At 45.3% G+C, this 22,079-nt stretch carries 22 protein-coding genes and 1 other annotated feature; of the genes, 6 read left to right on the top strand and 16 right to left on the bottom strand.

The window, feature by feature from the left end; translation table 11 throughout:
• Positions 1-41 precede the first annotated feature (41 nt).
• Positions 42-1,115, bottom strand: coding sequence for a M42 family metallopeptidase (locus NFU07_RS11780; protein WP_251478382.1), 1,074 nt, complete (start codon positions 1,113-1,115; stop codon positions 42-44).
• A 170-nt stretch (positions 1,116-1,285) separates the two neighbouring features.
• Here NFU07_RS11780 and NFU07_RS11775 point away from each other — a divergent pair, with 170 nt between their 5' ends.
• Positions 1,286-1,600, top strand: a complete 315-nt coding sequence (locus NFU07_RS11775) for a PepSY domain-containing protein (RefSeq protein ID WP_052652073.1) — start codon at positions 1,286-1,288, stop codon at positions 1,598-1,600.
• A 42-nt stretch (positions 1,601-1,642) separates the two neighbouring features.
• Here NFU07_RS11775 and NFU07_RS11770 read toward each other — a convergent pair whose 3' ends face one another.
• The 6 genes from NFU07_RS11770 to pepV all read right to left on the bottom strand — a co-directional run bounded on the left by NFU07_RS11770 (position 1,643) and on the right by pepV (position 7,047).
• A complete protein-coding gene (locus NFU07_RS11770) occupies positions 1,643-2,494 on the bottom strand; it encodes a YtnP family quorum-quenching lactonase (RefSeq protein ID WP_251478379.1) in 852 nt (283 codons plus the stop codon).
• Positions 2,495-2,513: 19 nt separating this feature from the next.
• A complete protein-coding gene (trmB, locus tag NFU07_RS11765) occupies positions 2,514-3,164 on the bottom strand; it encodes a tRNA (guanosine(46)-N7)-methyltransferase TrmB (protein ID WP_251478375.1) in 651 nt (216 codons plus the stop codon).
• Positions 3,165-3,216: 52 nt separating this feature from the next.
• Complete coding sequence (locus tag NFU07_RS11760; protein WP_251478372.1) at positions 3,217-4,131, bottom strand: diacylglycerol/lipid kinase family protein; 915 nt, start codon at positions 4,129-4,131, stop codon at positions 3,217-3,219.
• 19 nt (positions 4,132-4,150) lie between these two features.
• Positions 4,151-4,699 carry an RNA 2',3'-cyclic phosphodiesterase gene (gene thpR / locus NFU07_RS11755; RefSeq protein WP_251478369.1) on the bottom strand — a complete coding sequence of 183 codons (549 nt, stop codon included), beginning with the start codon at positions 4,697-4,699 and terminating at the stop codon, positions 4,151-4,153.
• A 65-nt stretch (positions 4,700-4,764) separates the two neighbouring features.
• Positions 4,765-5,613, bottom strand: a complete 849-nt coding sequence (gene dat / locus NFU07_RS11750; protein ID WP_251478366.1) for a D-amino-acid transaminase — start codon at positions 5,611-5,613, stop codon at positions 4,765-4,767.
• Between the two features lie 54 nt (positions 5,614-5,667).
• The gene (gene pepV, locus NFU07_RS11745) at positions 5,668-7,047 is read right to left on the bottom strand and encodes a dipeptidase PepV (RefSeq protein WP_251478363.1); all 1,380 of its coding nucleotides are present in this window, start codon (positions 7,045-7,047) and stop codon (positions 5,668-5,670) included.
• Between the two features lie 300 nt (positions 7,048-7,347).
• On the opposite strand from pepV, the gene NFU07_RS11740 reads away from it, so the two are divergent.
• A complete protein-coding gene (locus NFU07_RS11740) occupies positions 7,348-7,569 on the top strand; it encodes a DeoR family transcriptional regulator (protein WP_052652080.1) in 222 nt (73 codons plus the stop codon).
• 94 nt (positions 7,570-7,663) lie between these two features.
• Here the strand turns inward: NFU07_RS11740 and NFU07_RS11735 are convergent, their stop codons facing one another.
• Together NFU07_RS11735 and NFU07_RS11730 are read right to left on the bottom strand one after the other, a co-directional pair.
• Positions 7,664-8,377 (bottom strand): pseudouridine synthase, encoded by a 714-nt coding sequence (locus NFU07_RS11735; protein ID WP_251478360.1) that lies wholly within the window; start codon positions 8,375-8,377, stop codon positions 7,664-7,666.
• 9 nt (positions 8,378-8,386) lie between these two features.
• Positions 8,387-9,994, bottom strand: coding sequence for a putative polysaccharide biosynthesis protein (locus tag NFU07_RS11730; RefSeq protein ID WP_251478356.1), 1,608 nt, complete (start codon positions 9,992-9,994; stop codon positions 8,387-8,389).
• Positions 9,995-10,364: 370 nt separating this feature from the next.
• On the opposite strand from NFU07_RS11730, the gene NFU07_RS11725 reads away from it, so the two are divergent.
• Positions 10,365-11,642 (top strand): BaiN/RdsA family NAD(P)/FAD-dependent oxidoreductase, encoded by a 1,278-nt coding sequence (locus tag NFU07_RS11725; protein WP_251478354.1) that lies wholly within the window; start codon positions 10,365-10,367, stop codon positions 11,640-11,642.
• Between the two features lie 195 nt (positions 11,643-11,837).
• Here NFU07_RS11725 and leuS read toward each other — a convergent pair whose 3' ends face one another.
• The 4 genes from leuS to NFU07_RS11705 form a co-directional block, all read right to left on the bottom strand.
• On the bottom strand, positions 11,838-14,255 hold the full coding sequence (gene leuS, locus NFU07_RS11720; RefSeq protein WP_251478351.1) for a leucine--tRNA ligase: 2,418 nt from the start codon (positions 14,253-14,255) through the stop codon (positions 11,838-11,840).
• A 43-nt stretch (positions 14,256-14,298) separates the two neighbouring features.
• Positions 14,299-14,504 (bottom strand) — a binding site (T-box leader).
• 44 nt (positions 14,505-14,548) lie between these two features.
• Positions 14,549-15,202, bottom strand: coding sequence for a 3-oxoacid CoA-transferase subunit B (locus tag NFU07_RS11715; RefSeq protein WP_251478348.1), 654 nt, complete (start codon positions 15,200-15,202; stop codon positions 14,549-14,551).
• A gap of 18 nt (positions 15,203-15,220) precedes the next feature.
• Positions 15,221-15,913, bottom strand: a complete 693-nt coding sequence (locus tag NFU07_RS11710; protein WP_052652086.1) for a CoA transferase subunit A — start codon at positions 15,911-15,913, stop codon at positions 15,221-15,223.
• 183 nt (positions 15,914-16,096) lie between these two features.
• Positions 16,097-17,290: an MDR family MFS transporter gene (locus NFU07_RS11705; protein WP_251478345.1), complete on the bottom strand. Its 1,194-nt coding sequence runs from the start codon at positions 17,288-17,290 to the stop codon at positions 16,097-16,099.
• A gap of 157 nt (positions 17,291-17,447) precedes the next feature.
• Between NFU07_RS11705 and mnmL the strand changes: the two genes are divergently transcribed.
• Together mnmL and mnmM are read left to right on the top strand one after the other, a co-directional pair.
• The gene (mnmL, locus tag NFU07_RS11700; protein ID WP_397443729.1) at positions 17,448-18,401 is read left to right on the top strand and encodes a tRNA modification radical SAM protein MnmL/YtqA; all 954 of its coding nucleotides are present in this window, start codon (positions 17,448-17,450) and stop codon (positions 18,399-18,401) included.
• On the top strand, positions 18,398-18,949 hold the full coding sequence (gene mnmM, locus NFU07_RS11695) for a tRNA 5-(aminomethyl)-2-thiouridylate-methyltransferase MnmM (RefSeq protein WP_251478342.1): 552 nt from the start codon (positions 18,398-18,400) through the stop codon (positions 18,947-18,949). Before mnmL ends, mnmM begins: the two co-directional genes overlap by 4 nt.
• Positions 18,950-18,987: 38 nt before the next feature.
• Here mnmM and NFU07_RS11690 read toward each other — a convergent pair whose 3' ends face one another.
• Entirely contained in the window at positions 18,988-19,431 is a 444-nt protein-coding gene (locus NFU07_RS11690; protein WP_251478339.1) for an ASCH domain-containing protein, read from the bottom strand.
• Between the two features lie 39 nt (positions 19,432-19,470).
• Positions 19,471-19,767, bottom strand: coding sequence for a hypothetical protein (locus NFU07_RS11685; protein WP_251478336.1), 297 nt, complete (start codon positions 19,765-19,767; stop codon positions 19,471-19,473).
• A gap of 152 nt (positions 19,768-19,919) precedes the next feature.
• Here NFU07_RS11685 and NFU07_RS11680 point away from each other — a divergent pair, with 152 nt between their 5' ends.
• A complete protein-coding gene (locus tag NFU07_RS11680) occupies positions 19,920-20,897 on the top strand; it encodes a TRM11 family SAM-dependent methyltransferase (protein WP_251478333.1) in 978 nt (325 codons plus the stop codon).
• A gap of 80 nt (positions 20,898-20,977) precedes the next feature.
• Here NFU07_RS11680 and NFU07_RS11675 read toward each other — a convergent pair whose 3' ends face one another.
• Entirely contained in the window at positions 20,978-21,952 is a 975-nt protein-coding gene (locus tag NFU07_RS11675) for a ZinT family metal-binding protein (RefSeq protein ID WP_251478330.1), read from the bottom strand.
• Positions 21,953-22,079 lie beyond the last annotated feature (127 nt).

The raw sequence follows: 22,079 nt of genomic DNA, 5'->3' as shown, positions 1-22,079 counted from the left end.
ATTTTGAAATTAATTCAAAAAAAAGCGCCCGAAGGCACTTTTTAAGCGTTTTGTTTAATGGTATCCACAGTCGTCTGATCTGCTGCTTTTACGAGTTTGATCAACAACTCTTTGGCTGCCGCATAATCGTCTGTGTGGATAATTGATGCCGATGTATGGATATACCGCGAACAAATGCCGATGACTGAACTTGGCACCCCTTCGTTCGTCAAATGGACTCTTCCGGCATCGGTTCCGCCTTGTGAAACGAAATATTGGTACGGAATGCTGTGAGTCTCCGCCATATCCAAGATAAATTCCCGCATGCCGCGATGTGTAACCATGCTCTTATCTGTAATTCGCAGGAGTGTCCCTTTTCCAAGCTGGCCGAATTCGTTTTTATTGCCATTGGCATCGTTTGCCGGGCTAGCGTCAAGCGCAAAGAAAATGTCCGGCTTGATCATCGTCGAAGCAGTTTGAGCGCCGCGAAGTCCGACTTCTTCCATAACCGTTGCCCCTGAGAATAATTGGTTCGGCAGTTTTTCATCTTTCAATTCTTTCAATAGTTCAATGGCTAGTCCGCATCCGTAGCGGTTGTCCCAAGCTTTGGCCATGATTTTCTTGTCATTGGCCATCGGCGTAAATGGGCTGTAAGGAACAATTTGCTGGCCAGGACGAACGCCGAACGACAACGCATCTTCTCTATCGTCAGCTCCGATATCAATCAGCATATTCTTGATTTCCATCGGTTTGCTGCGCAGCTCATCGCTCAGTAGATGCGGAGGAATTGATCCGATAACTCCCGGGATGATTCGATCTCCTGCAATGATTTCGACACGCGTCGCGAGCATCACTTGATTCCACCAACCGCCTAAAGGCTGAAAACGGATCATGCCGTTGTCGGTAATTTGAGTGACCATGAATCCAACCTCATCCATATGCCCCGCCACCATAATTCTTGGCGAATTTTCTTGTCCATGCTTAACGCCAAAGACACTTCCAAGATTATCTTGAATCAATTCATCGGAATATTTTCCAAGTTCTTGTCTCATGAATTTTCTGACTGCATGCTCACTTCCAGGCGCTCCTGGAAGTTCCGTTAAGGTTTTAAATAACTCTTTCGTTTCACTATTCATGCGTCTAATTCCCCCTAAATAAATTGCCTTTATCTAGTTTAGTTCTTTTATCAGTTTATTTCCAGCTTTGTATTTCGTTTTTCGAAAGAATCTGCCTCTGCATTCCCTTTTAATTTCGCATCGAAAACTTCTATGGTACAATTTAAACAGTACGTATAGGAGGGATTTCAGTGAAGAATCGTGATTTATTGATCGGCTTTGTTACAGGTGTAGCAGCCACTTTCATCATCAAAGAAGTATATGACCGCAAAGAAAAGCTCTACCCTGCAGACGATGTATTAAGCAGTGTCAAAGCAGCATTTAAAGAAGAAGGTCCGATTGACGGCTCGTGGATTTTCATGAAAACCGAGCCATACAAACAGCACGCAATCACGACTGACGTTTATAAAGGCGGCATTACGCGCCATAGCCAGGATGAACTCGAGCAATTCGAATTCCTTGCAGATGCCTATACAGGCGCTGTTCTTGAAGTCACGAAAGTTTAATTTACCTATTTAAAAAGGAGCCGGTCAACCCGGCTCCTTTTCTTATGGCTTTTGTTTGTATACGACAGATTCGACCATCTCTTTGCCGTCGCTGCTCCATTTTAAGATGCGGAAATAAGCGTCATGGTAGAAGGAGAAATAATAGCCTTTCTCTAACGCTTCTTTCATCAACTTCTCTTTGGCAAAAATCGAATCCATCGGATAATCGTCATAGGCTAATACCCAAAGCGGATTTTGATGGGCATGCGTCGGCATGATATCGCCCATATGCAAAATCGTCTCTCCGCCGCTTTCCATTTTGACCACGCTGTGTCCGTTGGAATGTCCGCCAGTATGAATCATTGTAAAGGCGTCGAACAAGGTCTTTTCCCCTTCAAATGTTTCCACTTGGCTGACAATCGGCTCCCAGTTTTCTTTCCAATATGTATTTTTGGAACGGATATTCGGATTTTGCATTTCTTCCCATTCCACTGCGGAAACATGGATTTTCGCATTCGGAAAAACCGAAACGTATTGATCCCCTTGCAGTTTTGTCAGCCCAGCAGCATGGTCGCCGTGTAAATGCGTCATGATTACAGTATCGATGTCTTCTACCGTCAACCCGAGTTCAGTCAAGTTCTCTTCAATCCGTGATTCTGAAGAAACCCCTAAATTGCGTTTTTGGCGATCAGTCAATTTTCCTGAACCGAGACCGCTGTCGATGATAATATTATGGCCTTCATACTGAACAAGAATCGGGTGAGTCGGCAGTTCAATCTGATTTTCTTCATTGACCGGATAACGTTTTGACCAGACGACTTTCGGCACCACCCCAAACATCGTGCCGCCGTCAAGCCAAGTCGTTCCTCCGTCCAACCAAGTTAATGCCATGTCGTGAAATTGAAATTTCTCCACTATAAATCCCCCTTGTGAATTAATTTACTTGAAACTGCGCTTCCATCCGGTAAATCGGCTGGCCCTTTTTAGAGAATTTCTCTTCGTATTCAGTCATGATGTTCCATTCCGGTTCATTCGCATGAAGATCAAGTGAAACATCTTTCAGCAGCATCCCGTATTCCGAAATGCTCACCAATGAATATTCGAAAAGGCCGCGGTTATCTGTTTTAAAATGGATTTCGCCATTTTCTGGCAAAATCGATTGATAAATCTTCAAAAATGATTCATGCGTCAACCGGCGTTTGGCATGGCGTGTTTTCGGCCAAGGATCTGAAAAGTTCAGATACAAGCGATCCACTTCCGCTTTCTCAAAGTAATCTGCCAGATTCTTTGCATCGACACGCAGGAGCCGAAGGTTTGGCACGCCGTCCGGACTTTCCAATACGGATTCAAGTGCCGTAACAATTACGCTATCGAACAATTCGATTCCGATATAATTGATTTCCGGGTTCGCTTTTGCCATTCCGACAATGAAGCGCCCTTTTCCAGTGCCGGCTTCAATGTGAAGCGGCTGTGCGTTGCCAAATTCTTGCTGCCATTTGCCTTTTAACAAAGTTGGTTCAGGAATAACGATTTCAGGGTGCGATTCGATTAAATCCGCTGCCCATGGTTTATAACGTGCTCTCATTTTACATCCTCTTTCTTTCTTATAATTATAAGCAGGCTTGCCTTTGTTCTTCTTATTGCTGGATAACCCTCCATTTGGAAGCGCTCACCGTATAATTCACCGCTTCCTCCAAATTCGTCTTGACAATCGCATCTCCATCGACATGCCGGTAGACCGAGTGGCGAGGAGTCTTGGCCAAAATTTCTTTGGCGCTGAACTGAGCCACTTCTTTAAAGCGTGTATGGGTTCCGCTAAAAACCGTACCAAAGACCAGCAACAGTTTCAAGCGAGAAATTCCATGGACCACCGTCAATTCAAGCACGCCGTCATTCGTTTTCGAATGAGGGGAAATTTTCATGCCGCCCCCAAAATAAGCTTGGTTATGGATGGTCGCAAACCAAACGTCATGAAACTCTTTTTTCTCTCCATCAAGCTGGACCATTAAATCGAATTTCTGAAAGCGGATCAACATCAGAACAACATACATCAAATACACGAGTTTTCCAGCACCGATGCGATTCAACAGTTTTTTTAGCGAAGAACGATTGACAATATCACTGATCTCCGCATCAAATCCAATGCCGCTGCTGCTGACGAATTGATGCACTTCTCCGTTGCTGAATTCACCAAGATCACAGACAGCGCTTTTCGGAGCCTGCAGATAACGCGCAATAGCTGGACCGTCTTTGAATGATTGGAACCCCCTGCCAAAATCATTGCCTGAACCTGCTGCAACAGAGGCTATCACTAGATTTTCTGCCCCTGCTGCTCCGATAGTGATTTCCCGCTGTGTCCCATCTCCGCCGAAACCAATTACCAAATAGGACTCTTTCAGTTGATGCAATGATTTGACGATTTGGATGGCGTGGCCGGCGTATTCAGTGATTTTCGCCTCAAAAGGAAAATCCAGTGTTTTTTTGAAACTTCTCCACTTTTTCAAGGCTTTGCCGTTTCCGGCTGCTGGATTGATGATAAATAATGTTTTCATGTGACCTCATCTTGGCGCCTTAAACGCCTTCTTTCAAATGATAAGTAAACTCTTCAATATATTTAGGGGTTTGTCCAGGTGCAATTCGGAATATGGTAAAGCGATCCACAGTAAACGTAATGGGTTTTAGCTGCCATTCCTGATTAACCGGAGGACCGCCTTTCCATTTTGCTGCTAGCGTAATATGAGGCACGAATGGCTTCAAATCAGGATTCATCTGAAATTCCAAGACTTTCTCTTTTACTTTAGCTTGCAGCTTCTGAAGGGCTTCGCTTTCTTCGGTTGCCGCATAAACGATGCGCGGCGTTTCAGGGTTCCCAAAAACTTCGACGCCATTGATCGTCAACTCAAACGCGGCGTGATCAATTTCCTTTAAAGCTTCCGAAGCTTTCGTGATTTCTCCGTTCGGATCATTGCCGATAAACACGAGCGTCAAATGCATATCTTCCGGTGCTGTGTAACGTTTATGGCTATCCATTTTCCAGGAATTTCTTGCCTTCTCCAAAGCAGCCGCAGCACTAGCAGGAATTTTAATGCCAATAAAATAATGGGCTTCCACCAGCTTCACCTCTCTTCATTCTACCATTTGCGGGGGAACAAAAAAATAGCGGCCGGCTTTCGCCGGCCACTTTATTAAGATTTCACAGTCAATTTAAGATTTGCTTCAAAAGCTTCCTGCAATTTTCGTGTAAGTTCACCAGGAAGACCTTCTCCGATTTTCTGTCCATCAATCTGGACAATCGGCATTACCTCTGAAGTCGTTGAAGACATGAAGAACTCATCCATTTCCAAAGCTTGAGTTTTAGTGAAAGCGAGTTCTTGGACTTCGATGCCAAGATCCGCACATAGGTTTAGGATCACGCGGCGTGTAATTCCGTTTAAAATCAAATTCGTTGCCGGGTGCGTGTAAAGAATCCCGTTTTTCAAGCCATACATATTGGAAGAAGATCCTTCAGTGATAACTTCGCCGCGGTGCAGAACCGCTTCAAAACAACCCGCTTCGTAAGCTTCCTGCTTTGCCAGGATATTCCCGAGCAAGTTCAAGCTTTTGATATCGCAGCGCAGCCAGCGGACGTCTTCGATAAATTTCGCATGGACACCCGTTTCCATCAATTCAAGCGGACGCTCTACCGTTTTTGTATAAGCGACAAGCACTGGTGAAGTATCGGATGGGAATTGGTGCTGACGCGTATATGCTCCACGTGTAAGTTGCACATAAACTTGGCCATTCTCGATTTCATTCATTTCCACCAAATCGTACATCAATTTATGGAAGACATCCTTTGTGTAAGGAATGATGATTTTAATCTTTTCTGCACTTTCATAAAAACGGTCAATATGTTCTTCTGCAGTAAATAGATTGCCTTCATATACACGGATCACTTCATAGATCCCGTCGCCGAATTGATAACCTCGGTCTTCTTTTGAAATGTTCAATTCCTCTTCACGAATAAATTCATCATTATGCAATATCCAATCCATCAGCAGTCCCTCTTTTCTCATTTTCTGTTTGGCTCGTGCGGCAACAAGTATGGTTCAGTCGTTCTTCTTGCAAGCTAATTCATAGATTGCTTCTGCATAAATCGCAGTCGCTTTAATCAAATTGTCAATATCGACAAATTCATCCGCTTGATGGGCAACATCTTTTTCACCTGGGAACAGCATGCCGAATGCAACGCCTTTATCAAGCACGCGTGCATAGGTGCCTCCACCGATTGCTAATAGATCGGCCTTGTCGCCCGTCTGCCGTTCATAAGCTTGCTGAAGCGTTTTGATGAACGGATCATTTTCATCTACATGATGTGGAGGGGAATTGGATTCAACCGTCAATTCGTATCCAAGCAATCCAAGCTTCTTCACTTTTTCATCGAACGGGTACGTGATCGAATAGCGCATGCTAATGTCGACGGTCGCCGACTCGTTCCGTTCAAAGCGGAAGATGCCCGCGTTGAATGTCGTGTCTCCAGAAACTTCATCGGTAAAGTCCAAGCCCAATCTACGTCCGCGAGAATCCTGATAAAAGTTATTTGAAATGAATTCGGCGAATTCCTGGCCGTCTCCAGTCAGATGATCTTTTAAAAACAGTGCCAGTAGAATTCCTGCGTTCACTCCGTGGTCCGGCTCCATCGCATGGGCGGATTTCCCAGAGAGAAGCAACTTAACTTCTTCCCCTTGTTTTTCAGCCGACCCTGAAACGGAGTGAGCGGTGCAAAATTCTTCAAATGCTTGCTGCCACTGTGGAAGCTCCCCTTCAACTACCGCTTCTGCCAAATCCGGCACCATATTCGTCCGTTTGCCTGAAACAAATGAAATCAATTCATCCGGCATTTCCCACATGTTTTTGGAAAAACGGATGCCCGCGATGCCTTTTTCAGCGTTGATGATCGGGAAATCCGCATCCGGCGCAAACGCGATTGTCGGCATTTCTTCTGTCTCGAAATAACGGTCGACGCACCGGAATCCACTTTCCTCATCTGTTCCAATAATTAAGCGAACCCGTTTTGAAAATTCAAAGCCGGCTTCTTTGACGATATTCAAAGCTGTCCAAGCTGCAATAGTCGGACCTTTATCATCAATGGCGCCTCTGCCATATAATTTACCGTTTTCAATTTCACCGCCGAATGGATCTTTTGTCCAGCCATCGCCAACAGGCACAACATCGACATGCCCTAAAATTCCGAGCAACTCTTCACCAGTGCCGATTTCCAGATGGCCGGCAACGTCCGCAACATTTTTCGCTTCAAAGCCCTTTTCCTCGCCTTTGGCCAAAAACCAATCGAGCGCTTGTTTTACATCCTTGCCAAAAGGGGCATCTGGTGCTGTCTCTTCACTCAACACACTCGGAATCGCAAGCAATTGCTGCAATTCGTTTATCATGCTTTCTCTTCTTTTTTCTGCTTCTTGTAGCCAGTCCATGATTCACTCCCCTTTATTAATTAAAGCTATTGTACACCTTTTTGAATTTTTTTGAAGGCTGTTCCTCAAAATCTGGGGAAAAAAACCGATTTCATTTATTAAGTTTGTGTGAATTCGTTAAAAAATATGGATATTCAATTACTTTTTCGATATAATCAAATTGTCAGATAATAGGTTTGACATATTTATTAAGAAAAGGGGCTGTCTTTGGCAATTATTTCAAAACCGTTGAGTATACCTCAACAATCCGTCCGCTAGTCTTTGCCTATGGGAAAAAAGATGAAGGAGTGGTTCTCTTACATGAAACCTACAACTGATCGTATGCTCATTCGAATTAAAGATATGTATAAGTACATCCGTGACAACGGAACTGTAACTACGCAAGATCTAGTCGATGAATTCGGCATCACTCCTCGCACCATTCAAAGAGATTTGAATGTGTTAGCCTTTAACGATTTGGTGACGAGTCCAACTCGCGGCAAATGGACAACGACGCATAAAAAGGTGAAGATGACTTCCTGATAGAAAAGCGCAAGCACCTAGACTACAGGAAAGCCGATCTTACAGACAGCTCAGAAAAACTTCTTAACAAAGAAAATGACCGCAAAGGCTGCGGTCATTTTCTTTGTTTTAATTGGTCTATTTCTTCTTCCGTTAAATGGCGGTATTCGCCGAGCGCAAGCGCCGGATCTAATTCCAGCGGTCCCATCGATAAGCGCTTTAAATACGTGACTTCTTTTCCCACGCTTTGGAACATCCGCTTGACTTGATGGAATTTTCCTTCCGTAATCGTCAATTCAATTTCTGAGACAGCACCGCTTTTCAGGATTTTCAACACAGCCGGCTTTGTTTTATAACCATCGTCGAGAACGACTCCATTTTCAAAAGCCGCCCCATCTTCTGCGGTAACTTCCCCGTCTATGATTGCGAAATATCTTTTGTCTACGTGTTTCTTTGGTGACAAGAGTTCGTGGGCAAGTTTTCCATCGTTCGTCAGCAAAAGAAAGCCTTCTGTATCTTTATCCAAACGCCCTACCGGAAACGGTTCAAAGTTCTGCTCTTCATCTGCTAGGAGATCAATGACCGTTTGGTCGTATTTGTCTTCCGTTGCTGAAATCACGCCTTGCGGTTTATTCATCAGCAAATAGATGAATTCCGCATATTCCACCCGTTCTCCGCCGACCGTTACCTCGTCCGAAAGCTCGTTTATATGCACTTTCGGATCTCGGATTTCCGATCCATTCACTTCAACCGCTTTTGATTTCAGTAAAATTTTCACTTCTTTTCTGGAGCCATACCCCATATTCGATAGAAACTTATCGATGCGCATGTAATCCTCCTAGAACCCGAATTTTCTTGTGTATTTCGTTAATCGTTCACCCAGAAGCTTTTGGGCAATCCCAGTTTTCAATCCAAGATAGCCATAAACTGCGCCGCCAATGGCTCCGACAATCAGGATACGGAAAATCGAATGGATTTTCGTATCCATATCGATGAACAAATCGACTCCTGCCAAAGCAGCAAATACCGCAATAGCCATGACGATGTTCATCAATACGATAAGGATAATTCGGCGAATTACCATATTCGAATGATATTTCATGGTTACTTTGATGACGGCCAAGTTCATACCCGTAGCTACTACGTATCCGATAATTGTAGCTGCAATCGCTCCATCTGTTTCAAATCGCTCGATCAACGGAATATTTAAAGCCAGTTTTAACAGCAAGCCAATTAATAAATTTAGGATGATCCATTTTTGTTGATTGATTCCCTGTAAAATGGATGCCGTAACCGGGAACAAAGCGAAAAGAATCGCTACCGGCAAGTAATGGGACAGAACTTCAGAACCCATATCGCTGATTTCATAGAAGATATGGTAAAGCTCATCAGACAGCAAAGTCATTCCGACAACGGCCGGAAGCGTCAAAAATAAGAGGATTTGGAAAGTTTGATCCAAAGTTCGATTGACCGCTTTATGGTCATTGGTTGTAAAGTATTTCGTGATCAATGGAATCAGCGCCATGGAAAATCCAGTAGCCAGCATAACCGGAATCATGACCAGTTTATGGGTTTGGAAATTCAGCATACTCAAATAGATGCTGGAGTTTGCTGCCCCTTCAGTAGAAGCCATCGCGTTATTAAATGTCAGCATATCGACAAATTGGAATAACGGGTTGGCAATTCCAAGAAATACGACAGGAACCGCGTAAATGGCGATTTCCTTGTACATATCACGGAGATTGACATCATACGATTCAACCGAGTTCGCCCGGAGCTGATTGTACTCCGGCTTTTTCTTTTTCCAATAGTAAAACAGGACAAGCACCCCGCCGAGCGCTCCAACAAATGCAGACAGCACAGCAATCTGCACGGCAGTTTCCGGCGTTCCATCAAAAACGTTCAAGACAAGATATGCTCCTGCAAGCAGGAACACAATACGTACAATCTGTTCGATCAATTGCGAGACAGCGGTCGGCATCATAAAATTATATCCTTGGAAGAATCCGCGGAACAAACTCATAAACGGCACGACAAGCAATGCAAAGCTGACCCATTGGATCACTTCTTTCACATCTTCCACCGTATGGACTTCGTCTTTTGAATCGATGGTGATTTCAGCAAGCGGCCCTGCAAATAAATAAAGGAAGACGAATGCCGCAAAGCCGGTGACCATCATCGTGGTCAATCCGGATTTCAACAGCCTTCTTCCGGTTTCGTAATCACCGAGTGAATTGTATTTAGCGACAAATTTCGAGAACGCGATCGGCGCGCCCGAAATAGCAAGCGACAGCATCAAGTTATAAGGTATGTACGCATATTGGTAAAGGCCGATATTCTCTTCTCCCACCATGCTGTAAAACGGAATAACATATATGACTCCAAGGATTTTTGACAGAAATAAACCTAAGGTTAGAATGGCAGTTCCTTTAATAAGTGATGACATTTTGCACTTCCTGACTTGTTCAATGTTAAAAGCAATCTACACGATAGTTTACACCTATAAAAGAAATTACTCAACGAGTTTCCATGCATCGTGTATACTAAAAGAAAAGCGGAGATGCCTGTTCAGCTCCGGCAGGCAAGAGATGAGCCAAAAGAAGTTTGGCTCATCTCTTTGCGACGAAGCACGAAGTGCTGCAGGAGCAAGAGGGATTTAACAAGATTCCCTATAAGCGGCGTTCTTTGCCGCACAGCTGGGCTGGCTTATGTCCGAGGAGCTAGGCATCGGAGTCTGGACACTAAGAAAAGCGGAGTCTCGACAATTAAAATACTTTTCCTCTATTCAAATTAAAAACGAAAGCGAGTTCTTATATATGTATGACGTTATTATTATCGGCGGGGGTCCCTCAGGCTTGATGGCTTCCATCGCCGCTGCAACAACAGGACAACAGGTTTTACTTATTGAAAAAGGCAAAAAGCTCGGGAAAAAGTTGATCATTTCCGGCGGCGGACGCTGCAATGTAACCAACCGGCTGCCTCTTGACGAAATTGTAAAACATATTCCAGGCAACGGCAGATTCCTGCACAGTCCGTTTTCCGTCTTTAACAACGAAGACATCATCTCTTTTTTTGAAGGGTTAGGCGTTGCCTTAAAAGAAGAAGACCATGGGCGCATGTTCCCCGTTTCCAACCGGGCTCAAGATGTGGCGGATGCCATGTTCCGCGAAATGGACCGGCTGAACGTGAAAGTCATGCTAGACTCACCAGTCAAGAAATTATTGATGACCGACGAAAAAGTGACCGGCGTCCGGCTCCATTCGGGCGAAGAATTTACAGCCAAAGCGATTGTTGTCGCAGTCGGCGGAAAAGCCGTTCCGCAAACGGGTTCAACGGGCGATGGCTACCCGTGGGCTGAAAAAGCGGGACACACAGTAACCGATTTGTATCCGACAGAAGTTCCTTTATTGTCCAAAGAGCCGTTCATCGTAAGCCGCGAACTACAAGGCCTTGCTCTTCGCGACGCTGCCGTTTCGGTGCTGAATAAAAAAGGGAAGAATCTAGTGACCCACCAAATGGATATGCTCTTCACCCATTTCGGATTGAGCGGCCCCGCGGTGCTTCGCTGCAGCCAGTACGTCGTCAAGGAAATGAAGAAAAATGGCGGCGAACCGGTGCAGATGCGCATCAACACGATGCCTGAGGAAAATGCGGAATCCGCTTTCCAAATGCTTCATAAAATGATGAAAGACGAACCGAAAAAAGCGGTAAAAAATGTCTGGAAAAGCATCACCCAGGAACGTTGGCTGCTGTTTTTGATGGAACGCGCAGGCATCGATCCGCAAGCCATTGGTGCAGAACTTGCAAGCGACAAAGTGCGGGCATTCGCTCAGCAATTGACGGCATTCTCAATGACCGTGACTGGCACGCAGCCGATTGAGAAAGCCTTTGTCACCGGCGGTGGTGTCTCGATCAAGGAAATTGAACCGAAAACGATGGCTTCGAAGAAAAAGCCCGGCCTTTATTTTTGCGGCGAGATCTTGGACATCCACGGCTACACAGGCGGCTACAATATCACTTCCGCACTCGTGACCGGAAATGTTGCAGGACGTAGTGCTGCTGCTTTTGCAGAAGATTTTCAACTGACACATTAATCATAAAACCCCATTTGCCGGGACGCAAATGGGGTTTTATTTTGCTTAATTTCGGATTTATTTGCGGGATACTGGGATTTGTTTGCGGAATTTCATACTTTGTTTGCGGAATAACCTCGTTTGTTTGCGGAATTCCATCGTTTATTTGCGCAAAACAAAAAACCTGTCGAGAGATTCTCGGCAGGTTTTGTTATGTTATCCGACCACCACGTTTACCAATTTCCCTGGAATCGCGATGACTTTGCGGACTTGCTTGCCTTCTGCAGCTTTTTGGACTTGCTCATCCGCTAGTGCTGCGGCTTCTAGCTGTTCTTTCGTGCTGTCTTTGGCAATCAATAATTTCGTTTTCACTTTGCCGTTCACTTGCACAACTACCTCGATTTCATCATCGACCATTTTTGATTCATCGAACGTTGGCCAAGCTTCATACGTCACCGTTTCTGAGTGGCCCAATTTCTCCCATAGTTCTTCTGCTACGTGTGGAGCAACTGGCGACAATAATTTCACAAAGCCTTCAACGTATTCTTTTGGAATCGCGTCGACTTTATAGCCTTCGTTAATGAAGACCATCATTTGTGAAATCCCTGTATTGAAACGAAGCCCTTCAAAGTCTTCCGTTACTTTCTTCACGGTTTGGTGATAGACTTTTTCCAATTTGCCGTCGTTTGAATCCACGATTTTTGCACTCAATGCGCCTCTTTCTTCATCGATGAACAACCGCCAAACACGGTCTAGGAAGCGGCGTGCCCCATCCAAGCCATTGGTTGACCAAGCAATCGAAGCTTCAAGCGGCCCCATGAACATTTCGTAAAGGCGAAGCGTATCTGCTCCGTGGCTTTCGATGATCTGGTCCGGGTTGACCACATTGCCTTTAGATTTCGACATTTTTTCATTGCCTTCTCCAAGGATCATTCCTTGGTTGAACAATTTCTGGAACGGCTCTTTCGTCGGCACAACGCCAAGATCGTAAAGCACTTTATGCCAGAAACGCGCATACAATAAATGAAGGACGGCATGTTCTGCTCCGCCGATGTAAACATCAACTGGAAGCCAATGCTTCAATAATTCCGGATCTGCCAACATTTCGTCGTTAGTCGGATCGATATAGCGCAGGTAATACCAGCAGCTTCCCGCCCATTGCGGCATCGTATTTGTTTCGCGGCGGCCTTTCATGCCTGTTTCCGGATGGACGACATTGACCCATTCGGTGATATTCGCAAGCGGCGATTCGCCTGTTCCGCTCGGTTTAATATCTTTCGTTATCGGCAGCGTCAACGGCAAGTCTTTTTCATCTACCGGTGTCATTGTGCCATCTTCCCAGTGGATGATTGGAATTGGCTCACCCCAATAGCGCTGGCGGCTGAATAGCCAGTCGCGTAGGCGATACGTGATTTTCTTCTCGCCGACCCCGTGTTCTTCAAGCCAAGCAATCGCTTTTGCGATCGCTTCTTTTTTGTTCAATCCGTTCAAGAAATCGGAATTGATCAATTCGCCGTCGCCTGCGTATGCTTCTTCCGCGATGTTTCCACCGGATACTACTTCGACAATCGGCAAGTCGAATTGCTTCGCAAATTCATAGTCGCGCTCATCATGTGCTGGAACTGCCATGATGGCCCCAGTTCCGTAAGTAGCCAGTACATAATCGGCAATCCAGATCGGCATTTTATCGCCGCTGACCGGATTGACTGCATACGAACCGGTAAAGACGCCTGATTTCGATTTGGCCAAATCCGTACGCTCTAAATCGCTTTTCGTTTTCACGTCATCGATGTATTTTTCGACTGCCGCTTTTTGATCAGCCGTCGTAATGGAAGCCACCAATTTATGTTCCGGTGCAAGCACTGCATAAGTTGCACCGAAAATCGTATCTGGACGTGTTGTAAATGCGCGGAAAGAATGCTCCGTGCCTTCAACTCCAAACTCAAGTTCTGCCCCTTCGGATTTTCCGATCCAGTTGCGCTGCATGTCTTTCAAGCTTTCCGGCCAGTCAAGATCATCCAAGTCTTCAAGCAAACGGTCCGCATATTCCGTAATGCGCAGCACCCATTGGCGCATCGGGCGGCGTTCAACCGGATGTCCTCCGCGTTCAGAAACGCCGTCGACCACTTCTTCGTTGGCAAGGACTGTACCCAGTGCCGGGCACCAGTTCACAGCCACTTCATCTACATAGGCCAAGCCTTTATTGTAAAGCTGGATAAAAATCCATTGCGTCCATTTATAGTAAGACGGATCCGTCGTGTTGACTTCGCGGTCCCAGTCATACGAAAATCCAAGTTCCTGGATTTGGCGCTTGAACGTTTCAATATTCTTCGCCGTAAATTCAGCTGGATCGTTTCCTGTATCCAGTGCATATTGTTCTGCTGGAAGGCCGAATGCATCCCAGCCCATCGGATGGAGGACATTATAGCCCTGCATACGCTTTACGCGGCTCAAAATATCCGTTGCCGTGTAACCTTCTGGATGTCCTACGTGAAGCCCAGCTCCAGATGGATACGGAAACATATCCAATGCGTAGAATTTCGGTTTATCAAAATCGGTTTCCATTTTGAACGTTTTGTTCTGATCCCAGAACTTCTGCCATTTCTTCTCGACTGTCTTGTGCTTGAATGTCATCTCAAATTCCTCCTCAAAATAAAAACTCCCGTCCCTCATATTAATAAGGGACGGGAGTTTCCCGCGGTACCACCCAAATTAGCGATTGCTCGCTCAACTTGACTCCTTAACGCGGAAAACGGTGTATCTTACTTGGTTTCACATACACGGACTCCAAGGCGAGTTCAATTGCCCCAAACACCGGCTTGCACCTACCGCCGGCTCTCTTCGGAATGAAAACAATTTACTGATCCTCTTCACTGTCGTTTGCTATTATCTTTAGTTTAGCGGAACCGCCGTTTTTTGGCAATAGTTCAGGACACTTTCACGTTTTCTGTATTCAGAGGCGCATCTGTGGCATCAATGATATCTTGGACGCTGAAGCCTTCGAACACTTCCGTCAGCACTAGTCCTTCAGGCGTCACTTCGATAACGGCACGGTCAGTGATGATCTTATTAACAACGCCTTTCCCCGTAAGCGGCAAGTCACATTGCTTTTTGATTTTTGAAGATCCGTCTTTCGATACATGGTCCATGATGACAATCACTTTTTTGGCGCCATGCACCAAATCCATCGCTCCGCCCATGCCCTTGATCATTTTCCCGGGAATCATCCAGTTCGCCAAGTCCCCGTTTTCAGCAACTTCCATTCCGCCTAAGATCGCAACATCAATATGCCCGCCGCGAATCATCGCGAACGATTCAGCGCTTGTGAAAAAAGAAGAGCCTCTAATAGTGGTCACGGTTTCTTTGCCTGCATTGATCAAATCCGGATCCACTTCGTCTTCAGTTGGATATGGCCCGATGCCGAGCAATCCGTTTTCTGACTGGAGCACGACGCTTTTGTTGTCCGAGATAAAATTAGCCACTAAAGTCGGCATCCCGATCCCTAAGTTTACGTAGTCTCCATCGTTGATTTCTTTTTCTGCACGTCTCGCAATTCTTTCTCTTACTTGGTTTTTATCCATCGCTGCACACATCCTTTCTTAGACAGAACGGGTCGTTAACCGTTCAATGCGTTTTTCCTGCTTCGCTTGCAATAAGCCTTGCACATAAATGCTCGGTGTTTGTACGTGATTCGGATCGATGTCACCGGTTTCAACGATTTCTTCGACTTCCGCAATCGTGATTTTTCCAGCCGCTGCGGCCAGCGGATTGAAATTCTGCGCTGTTTTGTTGTATACGAGATTCCCCATCTTATCCGCTTTATGTGCACGCACTAAAGCGAAATCGGCACGGAGCGCATGTTCAAGTACGTATTCTTTGCCGTCAAATTCACGGATTTCTTTTCCTTCAGCGACCGTCGTACCCACTCCAGCCGGCGTGAAGAATGCCGGAATCCCTGCTCCGCCTGCACGCATCTTTTCAGCCAATGTGCCTTGCGGCGTCAATTCCACTTCTATTTCGCCAGACAACACCTGGCGCTCAAATTCCTTATTTTCTCCAACATAAGAACCGATCATTTTCTTAATTTGTTTGTTTTTCAGTAAAAGCCCGAGACCCCACTCGTCGACTCCGCAATTATTCGAAATCACGGTCAGGTCCGTTACCCCTTTGTCGACCAACGCCAAAATCAGCTGTTCCGGAATCCCTACTAGCCCGAACCCGCCAACCATAATTGTTGCGCCGTCTTGAATCTGTTCCACCGCTTCGCGTGCGGATCCATAAATCGGTTTCATTTCAGCCATCCCCCGTTCTTTCCATTGACAGAATTATGTAAATAAAAACGCTTTCATTTTAATTTAAACAAAGTATGGACGAAAAGGCAATATAGGGGGATTAAATCAAAAGGAATAACTGCATCTGCCATTTTCGCCCATATAAAAAGAAGGCCCGTCATTGGACCTTCTTTTAGGCTCGATTCAACTATAATTCTCTTGTAATTTTTTTGCCTGCTCTTTTTTCAGCGGACGGTCATAAAGCAATGACGTAATGATGGCGATGGCGACTAAAACCGTAACAAGCACAAATAATGCCGGCATCCCGTAAACGTCAACCATGACACCGCCGAGCAGCGGACCGACCATGCGGCCGCCGGTTGCCACACTATTGACAATGCCTTGGTAAAATCCTTCACGGCCTTTTGGTGCCAACTGATTTGCGAGCGCCGGCACCGCCGGCCATACGAACATTTCACCAACGGTCAAAATGGCCATCGCTGCGATAAACATCGAGAAATCCTGCGCAAATGCAACGACGACATAAGAAACCATCATGATCAAAATACCGATAATCAATTGCTGCTTGATATTGTCTTCGATGCGTTTCATGATTGGGCGAATGAAAGGCTGCCCAGCCACGATCAATACACCGTTCAATGTCCATAAGAAACTATATTGTGTCAATGTAATGCCGATTTCCTGTGTATAGGCGGAAATTGTCGACTGCCACTGCACATATCCGACCCAGCAAAGAAAATATCCGGCCGAAACAATCATCAAGGCATTGAAAGGCGCCTTTTTGCGTATCTTTTTCCCTTCATTAATAACCGAAGTATGCGAAATCGGAGAAATCGACATGGACTTGAAGCCAAATAAAGCAATGAAAAAGAATAGAATATACATGGCTAAATTCGCTCCGAAAATATAATCGAAGCTATAGGCAGCTAAAATCCCCGCCATTGCAGGCCCGATCGCCACTCCGACATTCTGAGCCAAGTAAATGGCATTAAACGCTTTGCGGCCGCCTTCTGGCCAGACTGTCCCAACCATCGCGTACATGCTCGGAAATACGATTCCTCCGCTAAAGCCGATGATGGTATAAAAAACGACAAAAGGCACAAACTCGTGCCATATAGTCAAACCCGCCAATGCAAAAATGGTGACAATAATCCCACCCATAATCGACTTATAACCGCCAAATTTATCGAACAAGGCACCGCCGAGTAAATTTCCGATAACCGCTGCTCCAGCGTTGCCCATTAAAACAAGACCGGCAAGCGATAAAGATTTCCCTAAATGATCGTGCATATATATGGTAGTTAATGGCCATAAAAACGAATTCCCGGTTACATTGACGAGCATTCCGATGATTAAGAGCCAGACGCGTTTCGGCATGAAAAATCTTCCCTTCGCACTAAATTCCAAGAGTCATTGTATTCCTTTTGAACCGTCTCTACAAGAGAAATATTTCGATATCTTAAAGACAGATTTTTCTGCCGTTGAAGCGGCAATTTTGCACATGCTACAATGGAAAAAAGAGGAGTTGTTTACGATGGAAATGAGCTTGCCTTTTTCTTCTGACGGCAAACGCTATTACACATGGAATCGGCATTTGCGCGACCATTTCGGATTTAAAGTGATGAAAATCGCACTCGATGCCGGCTTTGATTGCCCGAACCGTGATGGTACGGTTGCGCACGGCGGCTGCACGTTTTGCAGTGTCGCAGGATCTGGTGATTTCGCAGGAGACCGGGTCGATTCGATTCCCGTCCAGTTCGATAAGATAAAAGAAAAAATGCACCGAAAATGGAAAGACGGAAAGTACATGGCGTATTTCCAGGCCTATACGAATACCCATGCCCCGCTTTCGGTGATCAAAGAAAAATTCGAAGCGGCGCTTGAACAGGAAAATGTCATCGGCCTGAGCATCGCAACGCGTCCCGACTGCTTGCCGGATGATGTGGTTGATTACCTCGCCGAATTAAACGAACGGACGTATTTATGGGTGGAGCTCGGCTTGCAAACTGTCCATGAACGCACCGCGCTTCTTGTGAACCGGGCGCATGATTTCCCTTCGTATGTGGAAGGCGTCACAAAACTTCGGAACCGCGGCATCCGCGTATGTACCCATATCATTAATGGCTTGCCTCTTGAGGATCGCGATATGATGATGGAAACCGCTCGGGAAGTGGCGAAGCTGGATGTACAAGGGATTAAAATCCATCTGCTTCATTTATTGAAAGGCACGCCGATGGTGAAACAATACGAAAAAGGAATGGTTGAATTCCTCGAGAAGCAGGATTACATCAATTTGGTTGCAGATCAACTGGAAGTGCTGCCGCCTGAAATGGTCGTTCAGCGGATTACCGGAGACGGCCCTATCGACTTGATGATTGGACCAATGTGGAGCGCCAATAAATGGGACGTGCTAAACGGCATTGATGCCGAATTGACCGAGCGGAATTCTTGGCAGGGAAAAAATTACCGGGAGTGTGTCAAAGCATGACTTTGCAACGCGTATTGCCTTATACAAAATTCTTATTAGAACAAGCGCTTAAGCTTGGAGATCACGCAGTTGATGCTACTGCAGGAAATGGGCACGATACGCATTTTTTGGCAGGGCTCGTCGGCGATGGCGGGAAAGTTTTTGCTTTTGATATCCAGGAAGAAGCGATCCGAAACACACGTGAGCGCGTCCATGGATTTTCTCAAGTCGAATTGATTCATGACAGCCACGCGAAAATTTCAAGCTATGTGAAAGAACCGATTGCTGCGGCCGTCTTCAATCTCGGCTATCTGCCAAAAGGTGATCACAGCATCATCACAAAATCCCAGTCTACATTAGCTGCGATCGAGCAATGCCTAAGCTTGTTGAAACCAAAAGGCGTTGTACTGATCGTCATTTACTCCGGGCATGAAGGCGGCAGCGAAGAGCGGGATGCAGTATTGAATTTTGTTACCCAGCTGCCGCAAGCTTCATACGACGTTTTGCAGTACGGCTTTATTAACCAGCGCCATTCACCGCCATTTTTGGTAGCGATTGAAAAGAAATAGAAAAAGGCGATGCCCTATTGGACATCGCCTTTTTCTATTCACTTTACATGCACAACTTTAAACCGCTCACAGACCAACAGCATCGTATCAGAGTAAGCTAGGTTGTGGGCTTTCAATTCCTCTGCAAAAAACTGTTCATGTGCATTCCACCAAAAACTATAATCCCCTTCGCCTTCTGCCAAAGCAAAGTCGATCGGCACTTCATTCATCGGCAAAACAGATACTTGCGTAATTTGAATGATTGCGGCAGGCATTTCTTTTGCATCAAGGACAATATTGTATTGACCCACTTGAGGCAGCGCTTCGTTTTCGATTTCATATAAAACACGTGCGGAACACGCTGCTGTTTTCTTGCCTTCAACCACAAGACTTGCAAGCCAATCTGCATCCGCTCCAAATTGGAAGGCTTCCGCTGCTGTATCCGGAGTCCGTTTTTCGCTTTCCCAGTAGTCATTCCAAAACTTCAGAGCTTGTGAATTCATGTCCATCCTCTTTTCTTCTTTGTAGGCACAATTCCTTTTTCATTGGCCATCAACTTCTACACGGCCGTCTTCCCAGATCCGAATGGGCTGGTAGCTATTCAAAAACCCGAGAGCTATATTCCCTGTCGAATTCGTTTCCGTTATTCCTTCTATGTATGCAGATTCATCAATAATCAATCGGTAGAAATAACAAGTTCGACCACCTGTATCCGAAGATTCTTCCAATACGATTTTTTCTCCATACTTTTCTTCGAAAAAACGAAACGCCGCTTCATGATTTTCAAATGCCGGCATTTCAAGAACCTCTTGCTGTGTAATTCGTTGCATTTCAGCCATGCTCATACCTCCGCTATCCATCATTACATCTTAGTTTAACCGAATATTCCATCCCTCGTCACTTATTAGATGGAAACGGCAGCTCACCGCAGCGCAGATATTGGTATACTGTTTGATAAGACCCTAATAATCAGAATGAAGGACGGGATGGATTGAAACACTTAACCCCAACAGGCGAGTTTATTTATACATATGCCTATCATCAAGATGAAAAAGACTTATGCCTGTTAGAGATGCGTTCTTTTTTTGGAGAAGATACAGAAGAGAAAATCCTTAAAAGCAAACGGGCCATCGAGCCTAGCAGAAGCCCATTCATCAAAGAACGGATTGAATTGCTGTTTGAAGGAACAAAATTAGACGATGTCATCAACCAAGCAGCCGCTATAAATATGGAGAATTCTACATTCAAAATCATTTTTCCGAAACTGAACGGTCTTTCGCCGACTGACCAAATCGAATACACGGAAAAAAGAAGCATCGAACGGCAGATTGGATTTGTCATCAAAGGAAAAGCGGATGTCCATCATCCGGAAGTCATTTTCGGGTTGATCCTATTCGGCGGCCGTTGGTATTTCGGCCATTATTTGCAAAGTGAATCTGTCTGGTTCAAGCATCAGCAAAAACCGCGTGAATACTCGACAGCACTCAGTACAAAAGTGGCGCGTGCACTTGCCAATATTGCCGTACCTGATCCAGTCGGAGTGAAAGCGATTGATCCTTGCTGCGGCATTGGCACCGTACTCGTCGAAGCGTTGTCGATGGGCATTGATATTGTCGGTCGCGACATCAACCCTATTGTTGTCGAAGGTTCACTTGAGAATATTAAACATTTCGGTTTATCGGGTGCTGTCGAGTTGGGAGCCATTGCCGATATTAAGCAGCAATACGATGTGGCTATCATTGACATGCCTTACAACCTTTATACGAATGCTACCGAGGCCGAACAACAAGGGATTCTTAAAGACGCATTGCCTGTTACCGAAAAATTGCTTGTTGTGACGATCGATCCGATCGACTACATGATCGATGAAGCCGGGTTTTCAATCACCGATCGGTGCTTGGTGAAAAAAGGCTTGTTTCTTCGCGAAATTCTTGTTTGCGAGAGAACCATGGTTTTGCAAGAAGCTTAAGCGTTTATCAAATCCATACAATGACAAAAGCACCCGGAGAATATTCTCCGAGTGCTTTTTAGTTGAACCGCTTTACTCTTTTAATGCGCCAACATATCACGGACTAGCCCTTCTGCATCTAAATCTGAAGGATAATAAGTTGGCCAGTGCGTAACTTCTTCCAATAATTCTTTCCGGTCCGCTCCCCAATACAAATGGAAATGTGAAGATTTGACCGGATAGATATTGTGGTCACTAAACTGGATAAAGGCAGGTGCTTGTTCGGAGCCTCCCGTCTTTTTGAAAATAAAACGGACCCCGCGATTTCCTTTTTCATACGTAAGAATTTCAAAGCCGTCTGAGGCATACTCTCCTGAATATTCATCTTTCCCGTCAAAAAACGTCACACTCTTGTCTTTGATTAAAACTCGATTGACATCCGTTATGTAGCCAGTCGTATAGTATTCTTTGTATTCTTCTGCTGTCATATCGCCAGTTTCAGCTTTGTGGGCAAAGACTTCATCTAAATCTCCCGAAACGAGATAAGGATAAACAGATTGCCAATCCCCTTCCCAATCCGATAATTCCCGGTCCTCTACTTGTTCGTCTTCAAAATAACCGTCATAGATTTGAGTCGTGGCTTCATCATGGCCATGATGGTCATCAATCGCAATTTCGGCAGGTGCCGACTGGACTTCTGACGCTTCGCCCTCACCGTAAAAGACCGCTTTGATTTCTGCTATTTCACTCGTTGCTTTTCCGGTAAAATCGGCTGATTCCTGTCCAGAAATCATTTCCCATTCATCGGAGCTGCTAGCCCTGCTATACCAGTGCCAATGGCCGCCTTCAGCTTCTTCTTTTAAGAATGCTGTAAGCTCGATTTCATCTCCTGTATGATAATGTGCTGCCAGCCCTTCAATCAATACGCCTTCAGGCACTTCCTGATCCGTTTTTTCACTTTCTGAATGAGCCTGCTGCTCAGTGGCGCTGCCCGTGTTTGTTTCGTCAGTTGACTGGCATGCGGCTAATGCTAAAACCACTAGGAATAACCCGAGTCCTTTTATTGTTTTCTTCATTTTCTATTCCTCCTAAAATTGAATGCCTTTTCTTTATGTACAGTCTTTCAAAACCCAATTGCCCTTCTTTTATTCGTAATAATTACGCTTTGTAAAACCGCAAAAATTTTTCCGTTCTTATGTATCA

Source organism: Planococcus sp. NCCP-2050 (assembly GCF_023708025.1).
Taxonomy (GTDB): Bacteria; Bacillota; Bacilli; order Bacillales_A; family Planococcaceae; genus Planococcus.
The sequence above is the reverse complement of the archived record's forward strand: the minus strand, read 5'-3'. Positions and strand labels throughout refer to the sequence as shown.